Source organism: Escherichia sp. HH091_1A, assembly GCF_030295175.1.
Lineage (GTDB): Bacteria > Pseudomonadota > Gammaproteobacteria > Enterobacterales > Enterobacteriaceae > Escherichia > Escherichia coli_F.
On sequence record NZ_AP025747.1, the window covers coordinates 4,801,054 to 4,826,006 of the forward strand.

General features: G+C 50.0%; 20 protein-coding genes and 2 pseudogenes. 6 read left to right on the top strand and 16 right to left on the bottom strand.

Features of this window, described 5'->3' with window-relative positions; translation table 11 throughout:
- Positions 1-57 precede the first annotated feature (57 nt).
- On the bottom strand, positions 58-1,566 hold the full coding sequence (gene glpK, locus QUF14_RS23875) for a glycerol kinase GlpK (protein ID WP_000136788.1): 1,509 nt from the start codon (positions 1,564-1,566) through the stop codon (positions 58-60).
- A 22-nt stretch (positions 1,567-1,588) separates the two neighbouring features.
- Positions 1,589-2,434 (bottom strand): glycerol uptake facilitator protein GlpF, encoded by an 846-nt coding sequence (glpF, locus tag QUF14_RS23880; RefSeq protein ID WP_000084267.1) that lies wholly within the window; start codon positions 2,432-2,434, stop codon positions 1,589-1,591.
- A 424-nt stretch (positions 2,435-2,858) separates the two neighbouring features.
- Between glpF and zapB the strand changes: the two genes are divergently transcribed.
- Entirely contained in the window at positions 2,859-3,104 is a 246-nt protein-coding gene (gene zapB / locus QUF14_RS23885; protein WP_001296623.1) for a septal ring assembly protein ZapB, read from the top strand.
- A 38-nt stretch (positions 3,105-3,142) separates the two neighbouring features.
- On the opposite strand, the gene QUF14_RS23890 is transcribed toward zapB, so the two are convergent.
- The 8 genes from QUF14_RS23890 to priA all read right to left on the bottom strand — a co-directional run bounded on the left by QUF14_RS23890 (position 3,143) and on the right by priA (position 12,071).
- Complete coding sequence (locus QUF14_RS23890; protein ID WP_123057342.1) at positions 3,143-3,769, bottom strand: hypothetical protein; 627 nt, start codon at positions 3,767-3,769, stop codon at positions 3,143-3,145.
- Positions 3,770-4,117: 348 nt separating this feature from the next.
- Positions 4,118-4,603 (bottom strand): ribonuclease E activity regulator RraA, encoded by a 486-nt coding sequence (gene rraA / locus QUF14_RS23895; protein WP_000872915.1) that lies wholly within the window; start codon positions 4,601-4,603, stop codon positions 4,118-4,120.
- A 92-nt stretch (positions 4,604-4,695) separates the two neighbouring features.
- Positions 4,696-5,622, bottom strand: a complete 927-nt coding sequence (menA, locus tag QUF14_RS23900; protein ID WP_000139496.1) for a 1,4-dihydroxy-2-naphthoate polyprenyltransferase — start codon at positions 5,620-5,622, stop codon at positions 4,696-4,698.
- Positions 5,623-5,688: 66 nt separating this feature from the next.
- Entirely contained in the window at positions 5,689-7,020 is a 1,332-nt protein-coding gene (gene hslU / locus QUF14_RS23905) for an ATP-dependent protease ATPase subunit HslU (RefSeq protein ID WP_001293344.1), read from the bottom strand.
- A 9-nt stretch (positions 7,021-7,029) separates the two neighbouring features.
- Complete coding sequence (hslV, locus tag QUF14_RS23910; protein WP_000208242.1) at positions 7,030-7,560, bottom strand: ATP-dependent protease subunit HslV; 531 nt, start codon at positions 7,558-7,560, stop codon at positions 7,030-7,032.
- 92 nt (positions 7,561-7,652) lie between these two features.
- Complete coding sequence (gene ftsN, locus QUF14_RS23915) at positions 7,653-8,600, bottom strand: cell division protein FtsN (RefSeq protein ID WP_038813017.1); 948 nt, start codon at positions 8,598-8,600, stop codon at positions 7,653-7,655.
- Between the two features lie 91 nt (positions 8,601-8,691).
- Positions 8,692-9,717 (bottom strand): DNA-binding transcriptional regulator CytR, encoded by a 1,026-nt coding sequence (gene cytR, locus QUF14_RS23920; RefSeq protein ID WP_000644899.1) that lies wholly within the window; start codon positions 9,715-9,717, stop codon positions 8,692-8,694.
- A 155-nt stretch (positions 9,718-9,872) separates the two neighbouring features.
- On the bottom strand, positions 9,873-12,071 hold the full coding sequence (gene priA, locus QUF14_RS23925) for a primosomal protein N' (RefSeq protein WP_100733602.1): 2,199 nt from the start codon (positions 12,069-12,071) through the stop codon (positions 9,873-9,875).
- A gap of 202 nt (positions 12,072-12,273) precedes the next feature.
- Between priA and rpmE the strand changes: the two genes are divergently transcribed.
- Positions 12,274-12,486, top strand: a complete 213-nt coding sequence (gene rpmE, locus QUF14_RS23930; RefSeq protein WP_000710769.1) for a 50S ribosomal protein L31 — start codon at positions 12,274-12,276, stop codon at positions 12,484-12,486.
- Positions 12,487-12,546: 60 nt separating this feature from the next.
- On the opposite strand, the gene QUF14_RS23935 is transcribed toward rpmE, so the two are convergent.
- Together QUF14_RS23935 and metJ are read right to left on the bottom strand one after the other, a co-directional pair.
- The gene (locus tag QUF14_RS23935) at positions 12,547-13,155 is read right to left on the bottom strand and encodes a YiiX family permuted papain-like enzyme (protein WP_000877403.1); all 609 of its coding nucleotides are present in this window, start codon (positions 13,153-13,155) and stop codon (positions 12,547-12,549) included.
- 59 nt (positions 13,156-13,214) lie between these two features.
- On the bottom strand, positions 13,215-13,532 hold the full coding sequence (gene metJ / locus QUF14_RS23940) for a met regulon transcriptional regulator MetJ (protein ID WP_000852812.1): 318 nt from the start codon (positions 13,530-13,532) through the stop codon (positions 13,215-13,217).
- A 276-nt stretch (positions 13,533-13,808) separates the two neighbouring features.
- On the opposite strand from metJ, the gene metB reads away from it, so the two are divergent.
- Complete coding sequence (metB, locus tag QUF14_RS23945; protein WP_001353720.1) at positions 13,809-14,969, top strand: cystathionine gamma-synthase; 1,161 nt, start codon at positions 13,809-13,811, stop codon at positions 14,967-14,969.
- A gap of 2 nt (positions 14,970-14,971) precedes the next feature.
- On the top strand, positions 14,972-17,404 hold the full coding sequence (metL, locus tag QUF14_RS23950; RefSeq protein WP_000110774.1) for a bifunctional aspartate kinase/homoserine dehydrogenase II: 2,433 nt from the start codon (positions 14,972-14,974) through the stop codon (positions 17,402-17,404).
- Positions 17,405-17,634: 230 nt separating this feature from the next.
- Here metL and QUF14_RS23955 read toward each other — a convergent pair.
- From QUF14_RS23955 to QUF14_RS23970, 4 genes and pseudogenes are all read right to left on the bottom strand, one after another.
- A pseudogene (locus QUF14_RS23955) lies at positions 17,635-18,480 on the bottom strand (nucleoside-specific channel-forming protein Tsx); the annotation flags it as partial.
- A 76-nt stretch (positions 18,481-18,556) separates the two neighbouring features.
- Positions 18,557-20,176, bottom strand: coding sequence for a bifunctional metallophosphatase/5'-nucleotidase (locus tag QUF14_RS23960; RefSeq protein WP_100733604.1), 1,620 nt, complete (start codon positions 20,174-20,176; stop codon positions 18,557-18,559).
- A gap of 40 nt (positions 20,177-20,216) precedes the next feature.
- Complete coding sequence (locus QUF14_RS23965; protein ID WP_001261171.1) at positions 20,217-21,767, bottom strand: bifunctional metallophosphatase/5'-nucleotidase; 1,551 nt, start codon at positions 21,765-21,767, stop codon at positions 20,217-20,219.
- A 232-nt stretch (positions 21,768-21,999) separates the two neighbouring features.
- The gene (locus tag QUF14_RS23970; protein WP_000067198.1) at positions 22,000-23,127 is read right to left on the bottom strand and encodes a hypothetical protein; all 1,128 of its coding nucleotides are present in this window, start codon (positions 23,125-23,127) and stop codon (positions 22,000-22,002) included.
- A 132-nt stretch (positions 23,128-23,259) separates the two neighbouring features.
- Between QUF14_RS23970 and QUF14_RS23975 the strand changes: the two are divergent.
- Positions 23,260-23,628, top strand: a pseudogene (locus QUF14_RS23975) (metallophosphoesterase); the annotation flags it as partial.
- A gap of 89 nt (positions 23,629-23,717) precedes the next feature.
- Positions 23,718-24,946 (top strand): IS3-like element IS2 family transposase gene (locus QUF14_RS23980; RefSeq protein ID WP_097494069.1). Its coding sequence is split into 2 segments (ribosomal slippage): positions 23,718-24,033 and positions 24,033-24,946, totalling 1,230 coding nucleotides; the frame shifts between segments, so codons are not numbered across the junction.
- The last annotated feature ends 7 nt before the right edge of the window (positions 24,947-24,953 follow it).

The following is a 24,953-nucleotide window of genomic DNA, read 5'->3' on the forward strand; positions in this document are numbered from 1 at the left end:
ACGCGTAAGCGTCGCATCAGGCGATCAGTATCAGGCAATTGGTTCAGATGCCTGATATTACTCGTCGTGTTCTTCCCACGCCATCGCGCGTTTAACCGCTTTTTTCCAGCCAGCGTAACGGTAATTACGCTCGGTGGTTTCGATGCCAGGACGGAACTCGCGCTCAATCACCGCTTTCTCTTGCAGCTCGTCGAGGTTCTGCCAGAAGCCAACCGCCAGACCAGCAAGATAGGCCGCACCCAATGCGGTGACTTCGCGCACTTCCGGGCGCTCAACGCGCGTGCCGAGAATATCGGACTGGAACTGCATCAGGAAATTGTTCGCCACTGCGCCGCCATCCACGCGCAGGGCGTGCAGACGAATACCAGAATCGGCCTGCATCGCTTCCAGCACGTCACGCGTCTGATAAGCAATAGACTCCAGCGTCGCGCGTATAATGTGGTTAGCGTTCACTCCACGAGTCAGACCGAAAATCGCCCCGCGCGCATACGGATCCCAGTACGGCGCACCCAGTCCGGTAAACGCCGGAACCACATACACACCGTTGGTGTTTTGCACTTTCGTGGCAAAGTATTCGGAATCGTAGGCGTCGTTAATCAACTTCATCTCATCACGCAGCCACTGAATGGATGCGCCCGCCATAAACACCGCACCTTCCAGCGCATAGTTTACTTCGCCAGTTGGGCCACAGGCGATGGTGGTCAGCAGGCCGTTTTCTGATTTCACCGCTTTCTCGCCGGTGTTCATCAGCATAAAGCAGCCAGTGCCGTAGGTATTCTTCGCCATCCCTTCTTTCACGCACAACTGACCAAACAGCGCCGCCTGCTGGTCACCGGCGATCCCGGAGATTGGAATACGCGTGCCGCCTTTGCCGCCAATGTTAGTCTGACCGTACACTTCGGAAGAACGACGCACTTCTGGCAGCATCTCGCGCGGAATATCCAGCACTTCCAGCATTTTGTCGTCCCAGTCCAGGGTATGGATGTTGAACAACATGGTACGAGAGGCGTTGGTGTAATCGGTCACATGGACACGGCCCTGAGTCATTTTCCAGATAAGCCACGTATCAACCGTACCAAACAGCAATTCACCACGACGTGCACGCTCGCGAGATCCTTCCACATGGTCGAGGATCCACTTCACTTTGGTGCCAGAGAAGTACGGGTCAATCACCAGACCGGTATTGCTGCGGATATAATCTTCTAAACCGTCACGTTTTAAATGCTCGCAGATTTCTGCGGTACGACGACACTGCCAGACAATAGCGTTATAGATAGGCTTGCCGGTTTCTTTTTCCCAGACAATAGTGGTTTCACGCTGATTCGTAATACCGATAGCCGCAATTTGATCGGAACTGATATCGGCTTTCGCCAGCACTTCTACCAGCGTGGAGCTTTGGGTGGCCCAGATTTCCATTGGGTCGTGTTCTACCCAGCCTGGTTTTGGGTAGATTTGCTCAAATTCGCGCTGTGACACGCTAATGATATTGGCATCGTGATCCATTACGACCGCGCGGGAGCTGGTGGTGCCCTGGTCGAGCGCAACGATATATTTTTTTTCAGTCATGTTTAATTGTCCCGTAGTCATATTACAGCGAAGCTTTTTGTTCTGGAGGAGTTGTGGTCTCCTTTTCTTCCACAACACAGATATCGCAAGGCAAATGGCGACCAATCAGTTTGCGATAGGCAAATGCACCTACAATCGCGCCAACGATAGGGCCAAAAAGCGGCACCAGGAAGTAAGGAATGTCTCTGCCGCCGGTAAAGGCGACATTGCCCCAGCCCGCCAGCCAGGCAAAGACTTTCGGACCGAAGTCACGCGCTGGGTTCATGGCAAAGCCCGTCAATGGGCCCATAGATGCGCCAATGACCGCAATCAGTAGACCAATCAGCAAGGGAGCCAAAGGGCCGCGTGGTACACCGTTGCCATCGTCCGTTAACGCCAGGATCAGCCCCATCAGAATAGCGGTAATCACCATCTCAACTGCGAAAGCCTGCACAAAATTGATATGAGGATTAGGGTAAGTAGAGAAAGTGCCAGCCAGATCAACACTTTCAACGCTGCCGCGAACAATGTGATGAGTCTGTTCGAAGTCGAAAAATAAATTGTAGTAAAGCCCGTAAACTAAAGCCGCAGCGCAGAAAGCGCCGGCAACTTGTGAAACGATAAAAGGAATAACTTTGCGCTTGTCGAAACAGGCAAACAGCCACAATGCAATGGTAACAGCGGGGTTAAGATGCGCGCCGGAAACCCCTGCGGTCAGGTAGATGGCCATTGCCACCCCCAGTCCCCAAATGACACTGATTTCCCACTGACCAAAAGACGCACCAGCGACTTTTAGTGCTGCAACGCAACCCACACCGAAAAAAATCAACAACCCGGTACCGAGGAATTCAGCAATGCACTGGCCTTTCAAGGTTGATGTTTGACTCATAATCGGATCCTGAAGAGTTAATGTTTGTTGTATGCGTGAAAGTCACGGACCTCCACGATGCTTGTAGGCATGCTGTAAACTTATCGTTAACGAGCAAAAACGAGAAATATCGAACTTAAAATGTGTGTGCTTCGTCATAAGATGAGCGTTATCGCGCCATTTATTCCATCTGATTGTACATGATGCATGTTTGTTAGATCATTCGCGCAACAAATTTATTAACATTTTCGATTTGCGTGGATTATGTCTCCAGGAGAAGGATGAAAAGTGTGGCAAACCGTAATCTGCAAGGCGTGCCGCTGGACAGCGATGGCGCGGCTTCATACAATCGGAGCTAACTAAAGTGCGCTCGTATTTATTAAGGCGTCACCGGTAATCGGGACGAGGATTTTTATCCATCAACGCCTTGCAATTCAGGAGAGGTATGACAATGTCATTAGAAGTGTTTGAGAAACTGGAAGCAAAAGTACAGCAGGCGATTGATACCATCACTCTGTTGCAGATGGAAATCGAAGAGCTGAAAGAAAAAAACAACTCACTGTCGCAGGAAGTTCAAAATGCCCAGCATCAGCGCGAAGAGCTGGAGCGTGAGAACAACCATCTGAAAGAACAGCAGAACGGCTGGCAGGAACGTCTGCAGGCCCTGCTGGGTCGCATGGAAGAGGTTTAATCTCTTCCACGCAGAGGCGCCGCAAGGCGCCTTATTTTTTACTTCACTGCATTTTTAGCGGAAAGCATAATCTCCATCGCCTGTTGGCGATATTTATCTGCCGTATCTGGCGCCATTAATGCAATGATCCCCACAGCCCTGGGGGTGTCTTCAAGATAAACACTGATGGTTCTTTTCTGCTGACCATCAAAATTTATCAACACATCCTGATACTTACAGGTGAAATGTTTGGCATTACAATCATGAAACTGGAAGGCTTCCTCATTGTATTGATCCTTGAGATTGTCTCGCTGCTTCTTCTTTAACGCTTCCAGCGGGTCATCGGCGCTACGTCCTGCGGGCAGGCGGAAAGCAGAAATGAAGACGCTATTATCCTCACTTCTTATATCAATGGTTTTATTAGTACTAATGGAAACCGTATTCCAGTGTCGGTTCGGGATAGTCACGGTTATCGCAGCATTCTCAAAGGTATATTGCCACGGGGTAAACATACGAAACGTATTGCCGACTTTGGATAAAAGCAGGATTCCCAATACCCAACAGCACCCGCGAGTAAAACTGGCGAAGTTACGTTTTTTTTTAATAAATGCGCACAGAATACCTGACACAAGCACGGGAAGTAACAACGGCCCCAGAAATACTGAACCGATATACTCGCCAACCATGCCAGGATCTCCAGACAGTAGGTTGCTGTGCTGAAGATGACTAAGAAAAGTAGTTATTATCCATAGTATTAATAAGATAACGTATCTCATATCAATCCCTTATTATATAATACGTTCGCTACTAACGATGATTCATATCCCTATTCCCAGAATAGTTAATTTACCATATAGCATTAATTTTTAATGCTGCATATTTTTATGAAATGATTTATCGATAATTAATTTATATTGTCAGATGTGAACTATTGATATTTAAAATGAATTAAATAAAAACAAACGATAGTCTTTATGAATATTTTGCATATAAAAAAGGGGAATTTAATTCCCCTTTTAACGCATGGCAGGTACTTATTCAATATCCAGCGGATCTTCTGAAAGAATAATTCCGGTATTGTCGGCATAAAGATGGTCACCGGAGAAGAAGGTGACGCCGCCAAAATTAACGCGGACATCGCTTTCGCCAATGCCTTCGCCAGCGGCACCGACTGGAATTGCTGCCATCGCCTGGATGCCGATATCCAGCTCTTCCAGGTCATCTACCTGACGCACCGCGCCGTAAATGACCAGGCCTTCCCATTCATTTTGTACTGCCAGACGCGCCAGCTCAGCATCGACCAGTGCGCTACGAACAGAACCACCGCCATCAACGACGAGAACACGACCACGGCCATTCTGTTCGAGCAGATCGTACAGCAACCCGTTGTCCTCGAAACATTTTACCGTGATTATTTGTCCGCCAAACGACGCCCGTCCGCCAAAGTTGGAGAACAGCGGTTCCACGACGTTAACATCTTCTTGATAGATGTCACAAAGCTCGGAAGTATCGTATTTCATAGGCTTAACATTCAGTTGCTGCGAGAATTTTCAGTATATCGCGCTATGTGGGCTGTTGGCAAAATCATCAATTGTTAATTGATATTTGTCAGTTATGCTGCCCACTGGCTTAGGAATATCCCTAAAACAAACAGCAGGTTAGTCAGTAAGGCTCCCTTGACAGTGCGTTCCAGCATCGGTCGCATCGCCACCGGGTCCATTTCCCGCATCACATAACGGGCTTGCTTCACCAGTAATGGTGCCGCCAGCAGGAACAGCCAGCCCCACAGGCTATGCAGTGAAAAGAGATTAAACAGCGCCAGACACACCAGAGAGCCCATCAGCAGGCAGGCATGATAACGACGCGCGTTCACTTCACCTAAGCGCACCACCAGCGTGTTTTTGCCATTTTCGCGGTCGCTATTGATATCACGCAGGTTATTAATGTTCAGTACTGCCGTTGCCAGCAGGCCGCATGCGGTCGCCGGAAGGATCAACGCCGGAATCAACGTATGAGCCTGTAAATACCAGCTGCCCATGACGCTTAACCAGCCAAAGAAAACCAGTACGGAAATATCACCCAGACCGATATAACCATAAGGACGATTGCCCACGGTGTAGGTGATAGCGGCAATGATCGACAACCCGCCAAGAATCAGGAAGCCGACAAAATCGGCCAGCGTATGGCACGCCACTGCAACCAACGCCAGCCCGGAGAGACAGATGAGCACGACGGTAATAATGAGCGCCCGTTTCATCTCTTGCTGGGTAATGACCCCTTTTTGCATGCCACGTAGCGGGCCAATGCGGTCAGGTTTATCGCTGCCTTTTACTGCATCGCCGTAATCATTAGCGAGGTTAGAGAGAATTTGAAGCAGTCCGGCGGTAATCAGTGCCAGCAGGGCGACCAGCGGATCGAAGTGACCTTGCCACCATGCCAGCGCCGTCCCGACGATAATTGCAGCAAAGGCGAGGGGGAGGGTTTTAGGTCGTAAACTTTCCAGCCACGCCTGAGTTCGGCTAATTTGTTGTTCAGTCATAATACGCGCCAATAAAAATGGGGCCTTTCAGCCCCATCAAACAATGATGAAAATGATTGAACGCGATTATAGGATAAAACGGCTCAGATCTTCATCTGCCACCAACGCATCCAGATGTTTGCTCACATAATCTGCGTCAATAGTGATGGTTTGACCGCTTAAATCGCTGGCGTCGTAGGAAATCTCTTCCATTAAACGCTCCAGAACAGTATGTAAACGACGAGCACCGATGTTTTCGGTAGATTCGTTCACCTGCCATGCTGCTTCCGCGATCCGCTTAATACCGGAGTCGGTGAACTCGATATTTACGCCTTCAGTCGCCATCAGTGCTTTGTACTGCACGGTGATAGAGGCATTCGGTTCGGTCAGAATACGCTCGAAGTCGCTGGTGGTCAGTGCCTGCAGTTCAACGCGGATTGGCAGACGACCTTGCAGTTCCGGGATCAGGTCAGACGGTTTCGCAATCTGGAACGCGCCAGAAGCGATAAACAGAATGTGGTCAGTTTTGACCATCCCGTGTTTGGTGGAAACGGTGCAACCTTCTACCAGCGGCAGCAGGTCACGCTGAACACCTTCACGAGAAACATCCGGACCGGAAGACTCGCCGCGCTTACAGATTTTGTCGATTTCGTCGATAAACACGATCCCGTGCTGTTCAACGGCGTCGATAGCGTCTTGCTTCAGCTCTTCCGGATTCACCAGTTTCGCCGCTTCTTCTTCAATCAGCAGCTTCATGGCGTCTTTGATTTTCAGCTTACGCGCTTTTTGTTTCTGACCACCCAGGTTCTGGAACATGGACTGCAGCTGGCTGGTCATCTCTTCCATTCCCGGAGGCGCCATAATTTCAACGCCCATCGGTGCTGCGGCAAGATCGATTTCGATTTCTTTGTCATCGAGTTGGCCTTCACGCAGTTTTTTGCGGAATGCCTGACGAGCAGCGGACGGTTCCTGCTGTTGTTCGGTCTGTCCCCAGTTGTTTTTAGCCGGTGGGATCAGCACGTCGAGAATACGTTCTTCTGCCAGTTCTTCAGCGCGATAACGGTTTTTCTCAATAGCCTGGACGCGTACCATTTTCACGGCGGCATCGGTCAGATCGCGGATAATAGAATCCACTTCCTTACCTACATAGCCCACTTCGGTGAATTTGGTCGCTTCAACTTTAATGAACGGCGCATTCGCCAGCTTAGCCAGACGACGAGCGATTTCAGTTTTACCGACACCGGTCGGGCCGATCATCAGGATATTTTTCGGGGTCACTTCATGGCGCAGCTCTTCGTTAAGCTGCATGCGACGCCAGCGGTTACGCAGTGCAATCGCCACGGAACGCTTGGCGTTATCCTGGCCGATGATGTGTTTATCCAGTTCGCTGACGATTTCGCGTGGGGTCATTTCAGACATGGGAGATCCTTACGCTTTGTAGCTTAATTCTTCGATGGTGTGGAAATGGTTGGTATAGATGCAAATGTCGCCTGCAATATCCAACGCCTTTTCAGCAATTTCACGGGCGCTTAGTTCAGTGTTTTCTAACAGCGCGCGCGCCGCAGCCTGGGCGTAAGGGCCGCCGGAGCCGATAGCAATAAGATCGTTTTCTGGCTGCACCACGTCACCGTTACCGGTGATGATCAGTGAAGCGGTTTCATCCGCGACTGCCAACAGTGCTTCAAGTTTGCGTAACATGCGATCGGTACGCCAGTCTTTTGCCAGCTCAACGGCGGCTTTGACCAGATGGCCCTGATGCATTTCCAGTTTACGTTCAAACAGTTCGAACAGCGTAAAAGCATCCGCAGTACCGCCCGCAAAGCCCGCGATGACTTTGTCGTTGTACAGACGGCGGACCTTTTTCACGTTACCTTTCATTACGGTATTGCCCAACGTGGCCTGACCATCACCAGCGATGACCACATGGCCGTTACGGCGTACGCTTACTATAGTTGTCACGAGCTGACCCCTTGGTTACGAATACAGAGTACAAACCCCGTACAAAAGTACGGGGCATAATGCAATTATAGATGGGGGGGATTTTGAGGGTTTCAACCCCCGGCGGCGAGCCGAATGCAGTTTGTATGACCCGCCATCTTCAAGCGATTGAGGGTGCTGTCTGCGTTCTCTTTGCCTTTCACCGGGCCAATGACCACACGATTCCAGCCATTGTTTGTGGTGATCTTCGAGTCAAAGCCTTCAAACGCCAGCTGAGCACGTACCGTCTCTGCCTGTTCCGCGCCTCTGAACGAACCGCACTGCACCATCCAGCGGCGTTCGTCTTTTTTCTCCGCCGTCGGTTTTGGCGCGTCAGCGGCCCGGCTAACAGGCGCGACTTGCTGTGACTTCGGCTGCGCCGCGGCAGTGTGTGCTGGCGTTTGCAGGAGATCCTGGTACGGCTGCTGAGCCGCCTGGCGAGTCTGCTGCGTCTGGCGCGGTGGTTGCTGCGCTTGCGCGGTACGCGGTTGTTGATATGCCTGCTCAGCCTGACGCTGCTGCTGTTGAGCCGCCTGAATCTGACGCTGTTGTGCCTGACGTTGAAGCGTTTGCTGACGCTGTTCCGGCGTCTGTTCATTCCATGGGACTTCAACCAGTTGCGTTGGTTGCTGGCGCATATCAGCCTGCATTTGTTCAAGAAGCTGACGTTGTTCTGGTGTCAGTTGTTCCGGCGTTTTCACTTCACCACCGGCAGAAGGTTCTGTTGGTGCACGCACACCCGGCTGGCGACTTTCCAGCTCTTTAATGTAGCGCCAGCGTTCTTCTGGTTTCGGTGGTAATCCGTTTCCGGTCACTTTCTGGCTTTGCAGCGTCTCGGACTCTTCTTTCTTGTGATGCGTAATGAAGTACAGACCACCGATAAAGGTCACAAGAACGGCGGCAGCAATAGCGACCATTGCGGGAGAAACCGCAGGCAGATTTCGTTGCTTTTTCCGTGAGGTGCTTTTTTTTCGCCGCGAAGGTGCCGGTTGGCTGCGGCGTACATAATCTCGTTGTGCCACTATCGTTTCGCTGTATTTATTCGTTCGTCAGCCCGCCATGTTACTTAAGCGGCGGGCCTTTGACCAGTCACGGCAGTCTTAAAGGTTTACTTTAAGGTAACGCGCGTGTTGATCCCCGGATGATAAGTTCGCAGTCCATTAAACGAGAGCCACTGCCAACGTGTTGCCCCTGCATTTGATCAAGCAATAACAGCATAGCTTCCCGACCGATTTCGTAACGCGGCTGCGCGATGGTTGTCAGCGGCGGATCACAAAATTGCGTCAGGTCGATGTTATCAAAACCGATTATGGACAGATCATCCGGGACTTTCAGCCCCTGGCGTTTTGCCTGAGAAAGTGCGCCGAGCGCCATTACATCGCTATGGCAGAAGACAGCAGTAGGCGGTTGCGGAAGAGCAAGCAGCTGTTGCATCGCTTTGCTTCCGGCTTCAAAGGAGAAGTCGCCCCGGGCGATGTATTGCGGATCAACCATAATGCCGCAGCGACGCAGCGCCTGAACGTAGCCTTGCAGGCGGTAGTGACACAGCGGCATCTCTTCGGGACCGGCTATACAGCCAATCCGTTTATGACCTTGCTCATATAAATAATTTACTGCATCAAATGCCGCGGTCAGATTGTCGATATGAACTGTAGGCAGCTCCAGTTCCGGCGCAAATTCGTTCGCCATCACCATCGGCGGCAGATTACGCTGTTCCTCAATGCTGGCATCAAACGGCAGCCTTGAACCCAGCAGCAACATGCCATCAATTTGCTTGGTGATAATCAAATCGATAAAGGTTTTTTCCTGCTGATTTTGATGCGCACAGTCGCCAATCAGCACCAGATATCCGTGATTTGCCGCCGTAACTTCGATACCGCGAATAATTTCGCTAAAGAAGGGATCGCAGATATCCGGGACAATCACCAGAATGGTGCGGGATTCATTACGTTTGACGTTGCGCCCCATAGGCTGCGGCAAATAACCTACTTCCCGGGCCGCTTTTTCAACCCGATTACGGGTGGCCTGGGAGACTTTATCGGGATTCATTAATGCTCGGGAGACGGTCGCTGTAGAGACTTTTGCCTTCAGGGCAACGTCTTTCATGGTCGCGGCAGTTTCCTGCTTCTTCGCTTTCACACTCACTCCTCGCCCGGCACGGCAGGCGTACTACTTCCATGTTTACTTCACATCGGCAACATTTTTAGCAGATAGCGCGTGAAAACGGTTACAGAATTTTCATGAAAAGTGTGATGAATATTGAATTTTTCGATCCGCCTCGCATCGTTTGCGCATTAGCCCTCGATGGGATCGACATCCAGCACCCATTTCACCTTACGGGAATCCGGTATTGTATTGATGAGCGCCAGCGTACCACTAATGATGTGTTGCAAGCGCACGCGGGAAGGGTGCTGCAACAATATCTGCCAGCGCCAGCGGCCACCACGCTTAGGGGCCAGTGCCGGAACCGGACCGAGAACCCACAGTTTGTCGTCTGCAAGCGGGCTGGCGAGGATCAGATTACGCAACTGTTGCAGGAACAGCGGCGCGTGCTGATTGTTATGATCTTCCGCACGCACAATCACATGGCTGGTCCACGGCGGCAGTTGCATCATGCGTCGTTCAGCCAGCGCCTGTTCGGCAAAGGCGTCGTAGCCTTTATAGAGCAATGTTTGCAACAGAGGATGTTCCGGATGGTGCGTTTGCAGCACCACTTCACCCTGTTTACCCGCACGCCCGGCACGACCGGCGACCTGGGTGTAAAGCTGGGCGAAACGCTCTGCCGAGCGAAAATCGGCAGAAAACAGCGTGCCGTCTACGTCCAGTAATGCCACCAGCGTCACATCCGGAAAGTGGTGACCTTTCGCCAGCATTTGCGTGCCGATCAAAATCCTCGCACCGCCGCGATGTACTTCCGCCAGTTGTTGTTCAAGCGCCCCTTTGCGGCTGGTGGTATCGCGGTCGATACGAGAAATGGGCACGCCGGGGAACATCGGCGCAAGCGTCTGTTCAAGCTGTTCGGTGCCCAGCCCCACGGGGACCAGGTGCGTGGAACCGCAGGAAGGGCACTGGCGCGGCACCGGACGCTGACTGTCACAGTGGTGACAGCGCAAATGCTGTTGCGCCTGATGCAGCGTGTAGTAGTGATCGCAACGTGGGCATTCGGCAATCCAGCCGCAGTCGTGGCACAGCAGGGCAGGTGCAAAGCCACGGCGGTTAAGAAAGAGGATAACCTGGTTGTCGGCCTGTAAATGCTGGCGCATACGGGTGATTAACGCCGGAGCCAGACCAGCCTGCACCTTCTGACCTTTTAAATCCAGCACGTGTTGAATTGCCGGACGCGCATTCCCTGCCCGACGGGTCAGGCGTAGCAGGCGGTATTTTTTCTGCTGGACGTTGCATAACGTTTCCAGCGCGGGCGTTGCGGAGCCAAGAATAATCGGGATTTGCTCGCTGTGCGCACGATACACCGCCAGGTCGCGGGCATGATAGCGCCAGCCTTCCTGCTGCTTGTAGGAACTGTCGTGCTCTTCATCAATGACAATCACACCGAGATTTTTAAACGGCGTAAACAGCGCGGAGCGGGTGCCGATCACAATCGCCGCCTCACCATTTTTCGCTTTCAACCACGCCGAAAGACGCTCGCTGTCGTTCAGGCCGGAATGCAGAACTTCCACTGGCGCATTAAACCGCTCACGAAAACGGGCAATAGTTTGCGGTGTCAGGCCGATTTCCGGCACCATCACCAGCGCCTGTTTGCCCTGAGCGAGCACGTTTTCCAGCACGCTTAAATAGACTTCCGTTTTACCGGAACCGGTAACACCCGCCAGCAGCCAGGCAGAAAAAGTATCTGCCGCGCTATGAATTGCGCCAACGGCGGTGGCCTGTTCGGTATTCAATCGCAACCGTTCACCAGAAACGGCATAGTTCGTGCGCCAGTCGCTAAACTCTGGTGTTTCACTTGCTAAATCACACAGACCTTTTTTGCGCAGCGCCTGCAACGCGGCATCATTAAATTCGAGCGTGGCAACCTGATCACGCCAGATTTTGCCTTGCCGTAACGCTGCCAGCGCCTGTTGTTGCTTGGGTGAGCGTTTCAGGCTGTTCAGATCCACCGCCTGACCTTGTTCAGTGGCAAACCAGTACCACATCGGCGCGTTCGCCGCAGGCCGCCCCTGGCGTAGTAAAATCGGCAAGGCATGAAACAGCACATCGCCAATCGGATGATGATAGTAATCCGCGGCCCATAGCAGTAATCGCCAGACGGAGTGAGTAAATACCGGCTCAACGTCCAGCACTTCTACTACCGCTTTCAGCTCGTTAAGCGGCAGCTCGCTGACATCGCTAACTGACACCACAACCCCGATACGCTCCTGCTGTTTGCCAAACGGCACACGCACGCGACACCCGGCTTTAACCGTCATGCCTTCTGGCAGCAGATAGTCAAAGGTACGAGGAAGCGGAACGGGCAAGGCAACGTGAGCAACGGGCATAGCATCATCCTGACTTGAAATTCGGTGGAACAGTATACACATTGCCGTAGAGGAGTGCGGATCAGTTTGCATACGCTGGTTAATTTCTGTATGATTCGGCGCCTTTGATACGAAATGATCGTGTCAAACTATACTTTAAACATCGCGTGGTGTCTGGCGTTAGGGCTGGAAGAGCGACGCGGCCTTAAACCGAGGTTTTCCCATGAAAAAAGATATTCACCCGAAATACGAAGAAATTACTGCTAGCTGCTCTTGCGGTAACGTAATGAAAATCCGCTCCACCGTTGGTCATGATCTGAACCTCGACGTGTGCAGCAAGTGCCACCCGTTCTTCACTGGCAAACAGCGTGATGTTGCTACCGGTGGCCGTGTTGACCGCTTCAACAAGCGTTTCAACATCCCGGGCAGCAAATAAGACCGGATTTCCGAAAAAAGCGCCGCACGGCGCTTTTTTTGTGTCTGAATTTTGGTCGTATTACCACGAAAACAGCGGCCATTCTTTGGCGACTGTGGTGAGTTGTGGCGCATCGAAAACGGCCTGGGGTGAAACTACTGTTTCCTCAAGCGGAATATTTTTCCCATAACGTTCTTTGAGTTTCGCCTGAACCAGCGGGTTACTAAGATCGAACTCTTTCAACTTCTGCTGTTCACCTACGCGCATCCCCAGCGCGTTCTGATAAACCTTCCACACCACTTCCGAACAGTACTGGCGATCGTCGCTCCACGAGAAGCTGAAGTCATACGGTTTTCCGAGATAACGTTTTGCCGTTTGCGCCAGTTTTTGCTGTTGTTCAACACTCAGTCCGCCTTCAACGCGGCGAACAACGTATTTGCCCTTTTCACCATGGGCGATCCACTGCTTGAGCGGGGTGTATTTCACCGGGCCGACCGCTTCAAAAACGTAGGGCTTTTTGTTACGCATCACCAGCATACCGGTGTGGCTGTAATCGGAATGGGTCGCCAGTTGGATCGCTTTACTTTGCGATGAGCGAGAGATCTGAAAGATGATGTCGCCAGTTTGCGGCTGCCAGGCAAAGGCAGGCACAGAAACCAGCAGGCTGAGGATCAGTAGCCTGTATTTCATAGTTAAACGTCCATGTATGAAAAAAGCGGCTGGTTAACTCCGCGCCGCTCTTTTCCGCTTTAGTATTCCCACGTTTCCGGGTTAATCCCCATCTCACGCATGATCTCTTTTGCCGCTTCCGGGATTTCGTCGCTGCGCTCTTTACGCAGATCGGCATCATCCGGCAGAGGTTGCCCGGTAAAGGCATGCAGAAACGCTTCGCACAGCAGCTCGCTGTTGGTAGCGTGACGCAGGTTGTTCACCTGACGACGCGTGCGTTCATCGGTGAGGATTTTTAACACCTTAAGAGGAATGGAAACCGTAATCTTTTTGACTTGTTCACTCTTCTTGCCGTGCTCAGCGTATGGGCTGATATATTCGCCGCTCCATTCAGCCATGAGATACTTAATCCTCTTCGTCAATAAATTGAGACCAGACCACACAATTTATGTGGGTACTGACCGTAAACCCGCATAGTTTACCGTACAGGCGTTACCGTGACATCGTGTAATGCACCTGTCGGCGTGATAATGCATGTAATTTTAACGGTTATTGGGGATTTGCTCAATCTATACGCAAAGAAGTTTAGATGTCCAGATGTATTGACGTCCATTAACACAATGTTTACTCTGGTGCCTGAGATTTCACCGACAAAGCCCAGGGAACTTCATCACATGACGCGTAAACAGGCCACCATCGCAGTGCGTAGCGGGTTAAATGACGACGAACAGTATGGTTGCGTTGTCCCTCCAATCCATCTTTCCAGCACCTATAACTTTACCGGATTTAATGAACCGCGCGCGCATGATTACTCGCGTCGCGGCAACCCAACGCGCGATGTGGTTCAGCGTGCGCTGGCTGAACTGGAAGGCGGTGCTGGTGCAGTGCTGACTAATACCGGCATGTCTGCCATCCACCTGGTAACGACCGTCTTTTTGAAACCTGGCGATTTGCTGGTTGCACCGCACGACTGCTACGGCGGCAGCTATCGCCTGTTCGACAGCCTGGCGAAACGCGGCTGTTATCGCGTGCTGTTTGTTGATCAAGGAGATGAGCAGGCATTGCAGGCTGCACTGGCAGAAAAACCCAAACTAGTACTGGTAGAAAGCCCAAGTAATCCATTGTTACGCGTCGTGGATATTGCGAAAATCTGCCATCTGGCAAGGGAAGTCGGGGCGGTGAGCGTGGTGGATAACACCTTCTTAAGCCCGGCATTACAAAATCCACTGGCATTAGGTGCCGATCTGGTGTTGCATTCATGCACGAAATATCTGAACGGTCACTCAGATGTAGTGGCTGGCGTGGTGATTGCTAAAGACCCGGACGTTGTCACCGAACTGGCCTGGTGGGCAAACAATATTGGCGTGACGGGCGGCGCGTTTGACAGTTATTTGTTGCTGCGCGGTTTGCGAACGCTGGTGCCGCGTATGGAGCTGGCGCAGCGCAACGCGCAGGCGATTGTGAAATATCTGCAAACCCAGCCGTTGGTGAAAAAACTGTATCACCCGTCGCTGCCGGAAAATCAAGGGCATGAAATTGCTGCGCGCCAGCAAAAAGGCTTTGGCGCAATGTTGAGTTTTGAACTGGATGGCGATGAGCAGACGCTGCGTCGTTTCCTGGGTGGGCTGTCGTTGTTTACGCTGGCGGAATCATTAGGGGGAGTGGAAAGTTTAATCTCTCACGCCGCAACCATGACACATGCAGGCATGGCACCAGAAGCGCGTGCTGCCGCCGGGATCTCCGAGACGCTGCTGCGTATCTCCACCGGTATTGAAGATGGCGAAGATTTAATTGCCGACCTGGAAAATGGCTTCCGGGCTGCAAACAAGGGGTAAAAATGAGTGTGATTGCGCAGGCAGGGGCGAAAGGTCGTCAACTGCATAAATTTGGTGGCAGTAGTCTGGCTGATGTGAAGTGTTATTTGCGTGTCGCGGGCATTATGGCGGAGTACTCTCAGCCTGACGATATGATGGTGGTTTCCGCCGCCGGTAGCACCACTAACCAGTTGATTAACTGGTTGAAACTAAGCCAGACCGATCGTCTCTCTGCGCATCAGGTTCAACAAACGCTACGTCGTTATCAGTGCGATCTGATTAGCGGCCTGCTACCCGCTGAAGAAGCCGATAGCCTCATTAGCGCTTTTGTCAGCGATCTGGAACGCCTGGCGGCGCTGCTCGACAGCGGTATTAACGATGCGGTGTATGCGGAAGTGGTGGGCCACGGTGAAGTGTGGTCGGCGCGCCTGATGTCTGCGGTACTTAATCAACAAGGATTGCCAGCGGCCTGGCTTGATGCCCGCGAGTTTTTACGCGCTGAACGCGCCGCGCAGCCGCAGGTTGATGAAGGGCTTTCTTACCCGTTGCTGCAACAGCTACTGGTACAACATCCGGGCAAACGTCTGGTGGTGACCGGGTTTATCAGCCGTAACAACGCCGGTGAAACGGTGCTGCTGGGGCGTAACGGTTCCGACTATTCCGCGACACAAATCGGTGCGCTGGCGGGAGTTTCCCGCGTAACCATCTGGAGTGACGTCGCCGGGGTATATAGCGCCGACCCGCGTAAAGTGAAAGATGCCTGTCTGCTGCCATTGCTGCGTCTTGATGAAGCCAGCGAACTGGCGCGTCTTGCCGCGCCAGTGTTGCACGCGCGTACTTTACAGCCAGTTTCTGGCAGTGAAATCGACCTGCAGCTGCGCTGTAGCTATACACCGGATCAAGGTTCCACGCGCATTGAACGCGTGCTGGCTTCCGGTACGGGCGCGCGTATTGTCACCAGCCACGATGATGTCTGTTTGATTGAGTTTCAGGTGCCCGCCAGTCAGGATTTCAAACTGGCGCATAAAGAGATCGACCAAATCCTGAAACGTGCTCAGGTGCGCCCACTGGCGGTTGGCGTGCATAACGATCGCCAGTTGCTGCAATTTTGCTACACCTCGGAAGTGGCCGACAGTGCGCTGAAAATCCTCGACGAAGCAGGATTACCTGGCGAACTGCGCCTGCGTCAGGGGCTGGCGCTGGTGGCGATGGTTGGGGCGGGCGTCACCCGTAACCCGCTGCATTGCCACCGCTTCTGGCAGCAACTGAAAGGCCAGCCGGTCGAGTTTACCTGGCAGTCCGATGACGGCATCAGCCTGGTGGCAGTACTGCGCACCGGGCCGACCGAAAGCCTGATTCAGGGGCTGCATCAGTCCGTCTTCCGCGCAGAAAAACGCATCGGCCTGGTATTGTTCGGTAAGGGCAATATCGGTTCCCGCTGGCTGGAACTGTTCGCCCGTGAGCAGAGCACGCTCTCGGCGCGCACCGGCTTTGAATTTGTGCTGGCAGGCGTGGTGGACAGCCGTCGCAGCCTGTTGAGCTATGACGGGCTGGACGCCAGCCGTGCGCTAGCCTTCTTTAATGATGAAGCCGTCGAACAGGATGAAGAGTCGCTGTTCCTGTGGATGCGTGCCCATCCGTATGATGATTTAGTGGTGCTGGACGTTACCGCCAGTCAGCAACTGGCCGATCAATACCTCGATTTCGCCAGCCACGGTTTCCACGTCATCAGTGCCAACAAACTGGCGGGAGCGAGCGACAGCAATAAATATCGCCAGATCCACGACGCGTTCGAAAAAACCGGGCGTCACTGGCTATACAACGCCACCGTCGGCGCAGGTTTGCCGATCAACCATACCGTGCGCGATCTGATCGACAGCGGCGACACTATTTTGTCGATCAGCGGGATCTTCTCCGGCACACTCTCCTGGCTGTTCCTGCAATTCGACGGTAGCGTGCCGTTTACCGAGCTGGTGGATCAGGCGTGGCAGCAGGGCTTAACTGAACCTGACCCGCGTGATGACCTCTCCGGCAAAGACGTGATGCGCAAGCTGGTGATTCTGGCGCGTGAAGCGGGTTACAACATTGAACCGGACCAGGTGCGTGTTGAATCACTGGTGCCAACCCATTGCGAAGGTGGAAGCATCGACCATTTCTTTGAAAATGGCGATGAACTTAATGAGCAGATGGTACAACGGTTGGAAGCGGCCCGTGAAATGGGGCTGGTGTTGCGCTACGTGGCGCGTTTCGATGCCAACGGCAAAGCGCGAGTAGGCGTGGAAGCGGTGCGAGAAGACCATCCGCTGGCATCACTACTACCGTGCGATAACGTCTTTGCCATCGAAAGCCGCTGGTATCGCGACAACCCGCTGGTGATCCGCGGGCCAGGTGCAGGGCGCGACGTCACCGCCGGGGCGATTCAGTCGGATATTAACCGTCTGGCGCAGTTGTTGTAGTGATTATTGAACAAAAGCTGGCAGTTGCCAGCTTTTGTTGTCACCTCTAAACCACCTCCTGCGGAGGTGGTGATTGATTGTCATTTTGCCTTTGGTCAGTGCCCCGGTAATAAGGGGCTTTTGTGTTGAGCGATGAATTCACAGTGTGAATGGTGAAGTTATTTATGACAATTACAAAATGGCATTAAGTAAAAATATCTAAAACATCACCTGATTTAAAATTGATAACCAATAGTAGTATAGGTTCCCCATCCTGTGTTTTTTAATTCAAATGGACCATCTCCGAAGTTAACTTTCTCCCCAGCATTCCATTGTCCACCGTTGTGAAAATAACGTAGTGTAAATGCAAATTTCCAGTGTCCATATAGCAGGGAAAGGATATGGCTTGAAGCAATAGCATTACTGGTTCGTTTATTATTGTGTGATTTGTCCGCAAGATCGGAGCCAAAATCAAAGTTAGTAAAACTATTGTATACCAATCGCCCTCCGAATAAATGGGTAAGAGGAATGCTATATTTTATTTTGAATCGATATCCGTCCCATTCATTTTCATTAGCGGCACCATAGTTTTGCCACTGATACTTGGTGTATATATTGGCAGAAAGCTTAATTGGTAGACCCGTGTCGATATCTGTACCAAGCCCCATATACCATGTACTTTGCCGGGATGACTGGTTGTCACCCATATCATAGACATAGTTGTTTGCAATGAACCATTCTTTAAAAGGGCCGAACGCAAGATTTAATCCGGTCAATTTGTCAATGGAAAACCGAGGTTCTATTTCCGTAAATAGTGGTGAGCCCTCATCCCAGATCCCAACATCATAGTGACTGCCGACGCCAAAGAATTTTGGTAGATCAACATAACCATAAAAATCAAACCAGTCTTTTCTTCCTGCTACAGTATATTCAGGGTAGAGGTCGTTAGTCAGCCTTGGGCCAAAGCGAGAGTCTGTGCGACCAATGACATTCAAGCTTTGATGTAACCAGCCTTCCTCACTTTTAATTTCCTGAGCGTTTCCAATGCAAGGTATTAATAGAATCGATAAAGCTATCCCGTGCTTTTTTATACACATAAATATATCTCATTATTTATTGTTGATTTAGAGAAAAATAATGCCATTCAGTGAATGAATGGCATTATAATTTTTATTATTTGCTAACGTCCACCCGCATTTCATTTACCTGTGCAGGCGTAATCTTGTGGCCTTTCTTCAAATAATCGATCACGACATCGGACATGTTATTTCTGGCGCGGACCTGAACATTTTTCCCTTCTTTGAATGCCAGAAAACCATCGCCCCCCAGTGCAAGGAAAGTCGTTGTTGCAACATGGTAAATATTCGTATCAACGATCTCTTCACCATTAATTTTAAAAGATACTATGCGCTGACCTACTGGTTTCTGCGGGGTATAGCGCATTTCTGCGCCTTTTGACATTTGCAGGATGCCATTGGTAAGCGATGCCCCGTGTTCCAGTAGGTTACGCAGATCCTTACCGCTGAGATCCATTTCAGTAAGTTCATTCTTGAAGGGGAATGTACTGGTAATGTCGCCAAAGGTAATCGTGCCTGCATTTATATCCGCACGTAAGCTGCCGGAGTTTATCAATGCAATCTGTGCAGTCGGAGCAGCGACAAGCATTGCATCGGTAAACAGGTTGCCTAGTTGCGATGACTCACCATAGGCGCGAGTTAATGCAATCGATGATTCACCCACTGGTTGGCGTACAATATCCGCCAGTTTTTTATTCCAGCCATTGATAACTTTTTGTGTCGTTGGATCGGGTATCCATTCATCGGCATAAACTGTTTTCAGCTCAAAGCTCTTCATTTTATGGGTACGAGCTGTAGGGTTGACATCAAGGACTAATTTACCAATATCGATACCGCCACTATCAGTCGAAAGGATTAAGGTGTTGCCGACTTTGATTGGTTCTGGCGTTCCGACGTGGGCATGCCCGGTAATCAGAATATCCAATCCTTTCACCTTGCTAGCGGTTTGAATATCTTTATCAAGAGCGCGTCTAACATCTGTATTGCCAATGCTGGACTGACGCGCCGGAACGCCTTCATGAACCAGCGCCACAGTGAGGTCAACCTTATCACGTAACTCGTCGATATAATGCTGCAAATACTTCACTTCATCACGTGCTTCAATCCCCTGATTCTTAAGGGTCTCGGAAGATTTATCAAAGCGGTTATTATTGTCATTATCGAGTCCCTGGAGAGAGAGCTCCGAGACCGTATCATTAAATGCAAATACGCCGTGTAGCCCAATAATACCAATCTTGATGCCATCTTTTTCCAGGATGGTGTAGGGCTTGTTCCAGAAGGGTTTCTCACTCTCTTTATGATAAACATTGCCCAATAAAACAGGAAAATTCGCTTTGCTTAATTGTCGCAGGGCATTATCCCAGCCATGGTCAAACTCATGATTGCCGATTGATACTGCGTCAAAAGGCATGGTATTCATAATGTCAATTATTGCTTCGCCCTTTGTCAGACTGCTGATATAAGGGCCGGTGAAATAGTCTCCAGCATCAAAATAAAAGGTGGCTTTATTTTTCGCTTTCTCTTGTTTTACTAAAGTAGATATATTGGCAAAGCCGCCAATGTCGCGTTTTCCGTCTGCGATATACGGCACTTTATAAGAATCCACATGAGCGTGAAGATCATTTGTATAAATAATCGTGACATCCTGCGCCATGACTGAGACCGAAAAAATAGTCAGCAATGTTGCGGCAAGTAAAGTACGCTGCACTGTTTTCATTCGCATTCCTTGTTAAATATATAGACTGATAAATGATATTTTATTTGGCGACGTCCATGACTCGTTTAGTTAAGTCTGGGGTGACAGGTTTATGATTTTTGAAATAATCGATGATTGATTCCGCCGAGGTTGTTCCCGGTATCGTCTTCACATTTTTTCCATTCAAAAATGCTTCAAAACCGTCACCACCACTGGCACAAAAGGAGTGCGTGGCAATACGATATGTTTGATTATCTTCCACGGGTTTGCCGTTAATGGTGAAAGAGATTAACCGTTGGTTGAGTGGTTTTTTGCTGTCATAGACAACCGCAACGCTTTTTGAAACCTGTAACACACCGTTAGTTAGATTGGTTGCATGCGTCATCAACGATTTGAGATCGCGGCCCGTCAAATCCATCTCGATGAGGTCATTATTAAAGGGGAATGTGCTAATAACATCTCCCAGTGTGATATCACCTTTAGGAAAATCAGCTCGCATCCCACCGCTATTTTGAAATCCGGCAATGGCATCAGGTGTTTTTTCCATCATTGCATCCAGAATAAGGTTACCGGTAGAAGAAGAACTGCCATACTCACGTGTTAAAACTACGGGAGAATGGCCGACAACTTCCTGTGTTATTTTGTTAAGTTTTACGCTCCATTTATCGATAGTATTTTGAACGATGGTGTCAGGTTTAAATTGATCTGCAAAGATGGTGATTAACTCACCATTATAACTATCAATTTTCTTTGTTTTCGGATTGTAATCAAGCACAAGTTTTCCGATGTCGGTGCCGTATGCATCGGTAGATACAATTAATGTGTTATTAACTTTTATTGGTTGCGGTGTTCCGACATGTGCGTGACCGGTAATTAAGACATCAACACCATTCACTTTTTTAGCTGTCTCAATATCTGCCTGTAGTAGCCGCTCCACATCTTTACTACCAAAGCTTGATTGACGCGCCGGAACACCTTCGTGAATTAGCAAAACGGTAATGTCGACTTTACCTTTTAATTCTGCAAGTGCTTTATTTAAATATTTAATTTCGTCTCTGGCTTCTACGCCTTCACGTGCTTTTGCCGCGACTGTATCATAGAAAGCGAATGCACCATGCAATCCAATCACACCAATCTTTAAACCATCTTTTTCGATAATGGTCCACGGATGATCCCAAACTGGTTTATTTGTATCGGTGTAGTAAATATTTCCCAGCAGAATGGGGAATTTTGCTTTTGATAACTGAGATACCATATTGGGCACGCCGTGATCGAACTCGTGATTACCAACGGACACCGCATCAAAGGGCATGGTGTTCATGATATCAATAATAGCTTCACCTTTGGTCAGGGTACTGATATACGGACCGGTAAAATAGTCGCCTGCATCAAAGAAAAAGACATCTTTGTTTTTTTTCTTCGCTTCATTAACGATGCCTGCGATATTAGCCATACCACCTACAAGTCTGTTCTTATCAACAGCGGGAATTTTTGCCGGATTGACATGTGCGTGAATATCATTCGTATAATAAATAGTAACGTCCTGAGCTAGTATACTGTGAGAAAACATCACGCTGAATATGACTGATAAAGTCGTAAATACAGTTCTCATCATCCCTCCTTGATAGGGGTTGTTACATTGGTTGAATTATTTAAATAAAAGGAACTCCGTGTCTTATTTTTATGTAAGCATAGGTCAGGAAAGTATTATGTGATCTTAGTAACAAATAATGTTATTAATTAAACATTGACTGTGATTATATTTTTCAGTCATACATTCATATATTTAATTAAATGAGAAATAGTGATCCCATTAATTTATGGTCGTTTGTCGAGTGTATTGACTAACAAGATGGATTGAGCGATTCATTGTATTTTAACGCCAGTGAGGTCAGCATTTTCGTTACGCGACCTGCGGATAATAACGCGCTTTGGGTAAAGTCGTGTTGGTCTGTCAGCCATGTGATAAAGCAACGACTGGTTGCCAGAGAAACATTTGCGCCCCTTTCTAAGGAGACTCCTGTGAGCAGGCAGACCATCTTGCTGTTATTCCCCTGCCCCCAGCGTTGCCACTGATTTTGCCACCAACCATGGTATGTCGTTCCCTGAAAATGCCAGGGAATATCAGCGTTACGGTCGCTGATTTCTTCTTCTACGAACCAAAGTTCGCCTTGTTGTTGGCGGAACTGATCTGCCCAGGCTGTAATAATTGCGCCTCTCAGAAAACATTCGTGTGAAATGATATGCGTTTTGACATGTGGAAAGCGGATTTTCAGTATTCTGAAATGCCCGTGTGCCGTGATAACCGGGCGTAGTATGGCTCCCTTGCCGTTGCGCTTGAGCACAGCACTGCCATACTGAATTTCATCGAACTGGCTCCGGCGCAAGAATTGCGCTTCACGCATATCTACCCTCTGCACAATATCGCTATGGTGCTCAGTTGGTTCTGTATTGCCTCTGTAACTGTACCGCAGACTGTCTCCTGTCTGATGTTGCGTATAATTCGTGGAGAGATGAAGGATGTTGCCACGAGTGGCGTCAAGACTGACTAAAACATAGAGCTTTTGTACTGCGCTGGCTCCTTGAAAGGGCATGAACAGTTGAACGGTTTCAATGGACTGGGGATACGTAATTTCTCTTGCTGGCTGCTGTTTCGGAGTCCAGACTTTTTTGCATGAACGGCATTGAACGCGTTGTGTTCCCTGCGGGTTGTGTCCATAAAAAATCTTTTCTTTACAATAGCATGATGGACAAAAATACCCTGTTTCTATGGCACACGCAGTCATGTGAACTGACAACCAGTCACGAAATTGTTGTTCATCAAACAAAGGGGGGTAACTTCCGCATGCCTGGCAGTGCAGTGCCGGAAAACCCAGTTTATAGTCTGGCCAACTGTAATCTTCCGATGAGGCCAATCCCAAATTTCGACAACCGAACGTTTTACAGACATTAATCGCAAACAGATTTGACATATATCACCAACGATTTCATAAGGTCGTTGATTTTGTCCTACAGTTATCGCCTCTGGATGTGAGTATTCTCACATAAAAAAGCCTTTCAGAACGTAATGTAGCAATCCTTTATCTCACTGGAAGGGATTGTTTATGAAAATTAAAATGCTTGCTGCGGGTATCGCATTAACACTGCCGTTCTGGGCTTGCGCCAAAGATGTCACCATCATTTATACCAACGACCTCCATGCACATGTAGAGCCTTATAAAGTGCCGTGGATTGCTGACGGTAAACGAGATATTGGCGGCTGGGCAAATATCACTACGCTTGTTAAACAAGAAAAAGCTAAAAACAAAGCGACCTGGTTTTTTGATGCGGGTGACTATTTTACCGGGCCGTATATCAGCAGCCTGACTAAAGGCAAGGCGATTATCGATATTATGAATACCATGCCGTTCGATGCGGTCACTATAGGTAATCATGAATTTGATCACGGCTGGGACAATACGTTATTACAGTTAGACTGGCCCCCTGAATCTCCAGACAACCAGTATCACTTAAATAAGTGATAGTCTTAATACTAGTTTTTAGACTAGTCATTGGAGAACAGATGATTGATGTCTTAGGGCCGGAGAAACGCAGACGGCGTACCACACAGGAAAAGATCGCAATTGTTCAGCAGAGCTTTGAACCGGGGATGACGGTCTCCCTCGTTGCCCGGCAACATGGTGTAGCAGCCAGCCAGTTATTTCTCTGGCGTAAGCAATACCAGGAAGGAAGTCTTACTGCTGTCGCCGCCGGAGAACAGGTTGTTCCTGCCTCTGAACTTGCTGCCGCCATGAAGCAGATTAAAGAACTCCAGCGCCTGCTCGGCAAGAAAACGATGGAAAATGAACTCCTCAAAGAAGCCGTTGAATATGGACGGGCAAAAAAGTGGATAGCGCACGCGCCCTTATTGCCCGGGGATGGGGAGTAAGCTTAGTCAGCCGTTGTCTCCGGGTGTCGCGTGCGCAGTTGCACGTCATTCTCAGACGAACCGATGACTGGATGGATGGCCGCCGCAGTCGTCACACTGATGATACGGATGTGCTTCTCCGTATACACCATGTTATCGGAGAGCTGCCCACGTATGGTTATCGTCGGGTATGGGCGCTGCTTCGCAGACAGGCAGAACTTGATGGTATGCCTGCGATCAATGCCAAACGTGTTTACCGGATCATGCGCCAGAATGCGCTGTTGCTTGAGCGAAAACCTGCTGTACCGCCATCGAAACGGGCACATACAGGCAGAGTGGCCGTGAAAGAAAGCAATCAGCGATGGTGCTCTGACGGGTTCGAGTTCTGCTGTGATAACGGAGAGAGACTGCGTGTCACGTTCGCGCTGGACTGCTGTGATCGTGAGGCACTGCACTGGGCGGTCACTACCGGCGGCTTCAACAGTGAAACAGTACAGGACGTCATGCTGGGAGCGGTGGAACGCCGCTTCGGCAACGATCTTCCGTCGTCTCCAGTGGAGTGGCTGACGGATAATGGTTCATGCTACCGGGCTAATGAAACACGCCAGTTCGCCCGGATGTTGGGACTTGAACCGAAGAACACGGCGGTGCGGAGTCCGGAGAGTAACGGAATAGCAGAGAGCTTCGTGAAAACGATAAAGCGTGACTACATCAGTATCATGCCCAAACCAGACGGGTTAACGGCAGCAAAGAACCTTGCAGAGGCGTTCGAGCATTATAACGAATGGCATCCGCATAGTGCGCTGGGTTATCGCTCGCCACGGGAATATCTGCGGCAGCAGGCTTGTAATGGGTTAAGTGATAACAGATGTCTGGAAATATAGGGGCAAA

Excerpts from the sequence above, each read along its gene's own strand:
- glpK (WP_000136788.1), bottom strand. The coding sequence starts at position 1,566 with ATGACTGAAAAAAAATATATCGTTGCGCTCGACCAGGGCACCACCAGC.
- glpF (WP_000084267.1), bottom strand. The coding sequence starts at position 2,434 with ATGAGTCAAACATCAACCTTGAAAGGCCAGTGCATTGCTGAATTCCTC.
- zapB (WP_001296623.1), top strand. The coding sequence starts at position 2,859 with ATGACAATGTCATTAGAAGTGTTTGAGAAACTGGAAGCAAAAGTACAG.
- QUF14_RS23890 (WP_123057342.1), bottom strand. The coding sequence starts at position 3,769 with ATGGTTGGCGAGTATATCGGTTCAGTATTTCTGGGGCCGTTGTTACTT.
- rraA (WP_000872915.1), bottom strand. The coding sequence starts at position 4,603 with ATGAAATACGATACTTCCGAGCTTTGTGACATCTATCAAGAAGATGTT.
- menA (WP_000139496.1), bottom strand. The coding sequence starts at position 5,622 with ATGACTGAACAACAAATTAGCCGAACTCAGGCGTGGCTGGAAAGTTTA.
- hslU (WP_001293344.1), bottom strand. The coding sequence starts at position 7,020 with ATGTCTGAAATGACCCCACGCGAAATCGTCAGCGAACTGGATAAACAC.
- priA (WP_100733602.1), bottom strand. The coding sequence starts at position 12,071 with ATGCCCGTTGCTCACGTTGCCTTGCCCGTTCCGCTTCCTCGTACCTTT.
- rpmE (WP_000710769.1), top strand. The coding sequence starts at position 12,274 with ATGAAAAAAGATATTCACCCGAAATACGAAGAAATTACTGCTAGCTGC.
- QUF14_RS23935 (WP_000877403.1), bottom strand. The coding sequence starts at position 13,155 with ATGAAATACAGGCTACTGATCCTCAGCCTGCTGGTTTCTGTGCCTGCC.
- metJ (WP_000852812.1), bottom strand. The coding sequence starts at position 13,532 with ATGGCTGAATGGAGCGGCGAATATATCAGCCCATACGCTGAGCACGGC.
- metB (WP_001353720.1), top strand. The coding sequence starts at position 13,809 with ATGACGCGTAAACAGGCCACCATCGCAGTGCGTAGCGGGTTAAATGAC.
- metL (WP_000110774.1), top strand. The coding sequence starts at position 14,972 with ATGAGTGTGATTGCGCAGGCAGGGGCGAAAGGTCGTCAACTGCATAAA.
- QUF14_RS23960 (WP_100733604.1), bottom strand. The coding sequence starts at position 20,176 with ATGAAAACAGTGCAGCGTACTTTACTTGCCGCAACATTGCTGACTATT.
- QUF14_RS23965 (WP_001261171.1), bottom strand. The coding sequence starts at position 21,767 with ATGAGAACTGTATTTACGACTTTATCAGTCATATTCAGCGTGATGTTT.
- QUF14_RS23970 (WP_000067198.1), bottom strand. The coding sequence starts at position 23,127 with ATGTCAAATCTGTTTGCGATTAATGTCTGTAAAACGTTCGGTTGTCGA.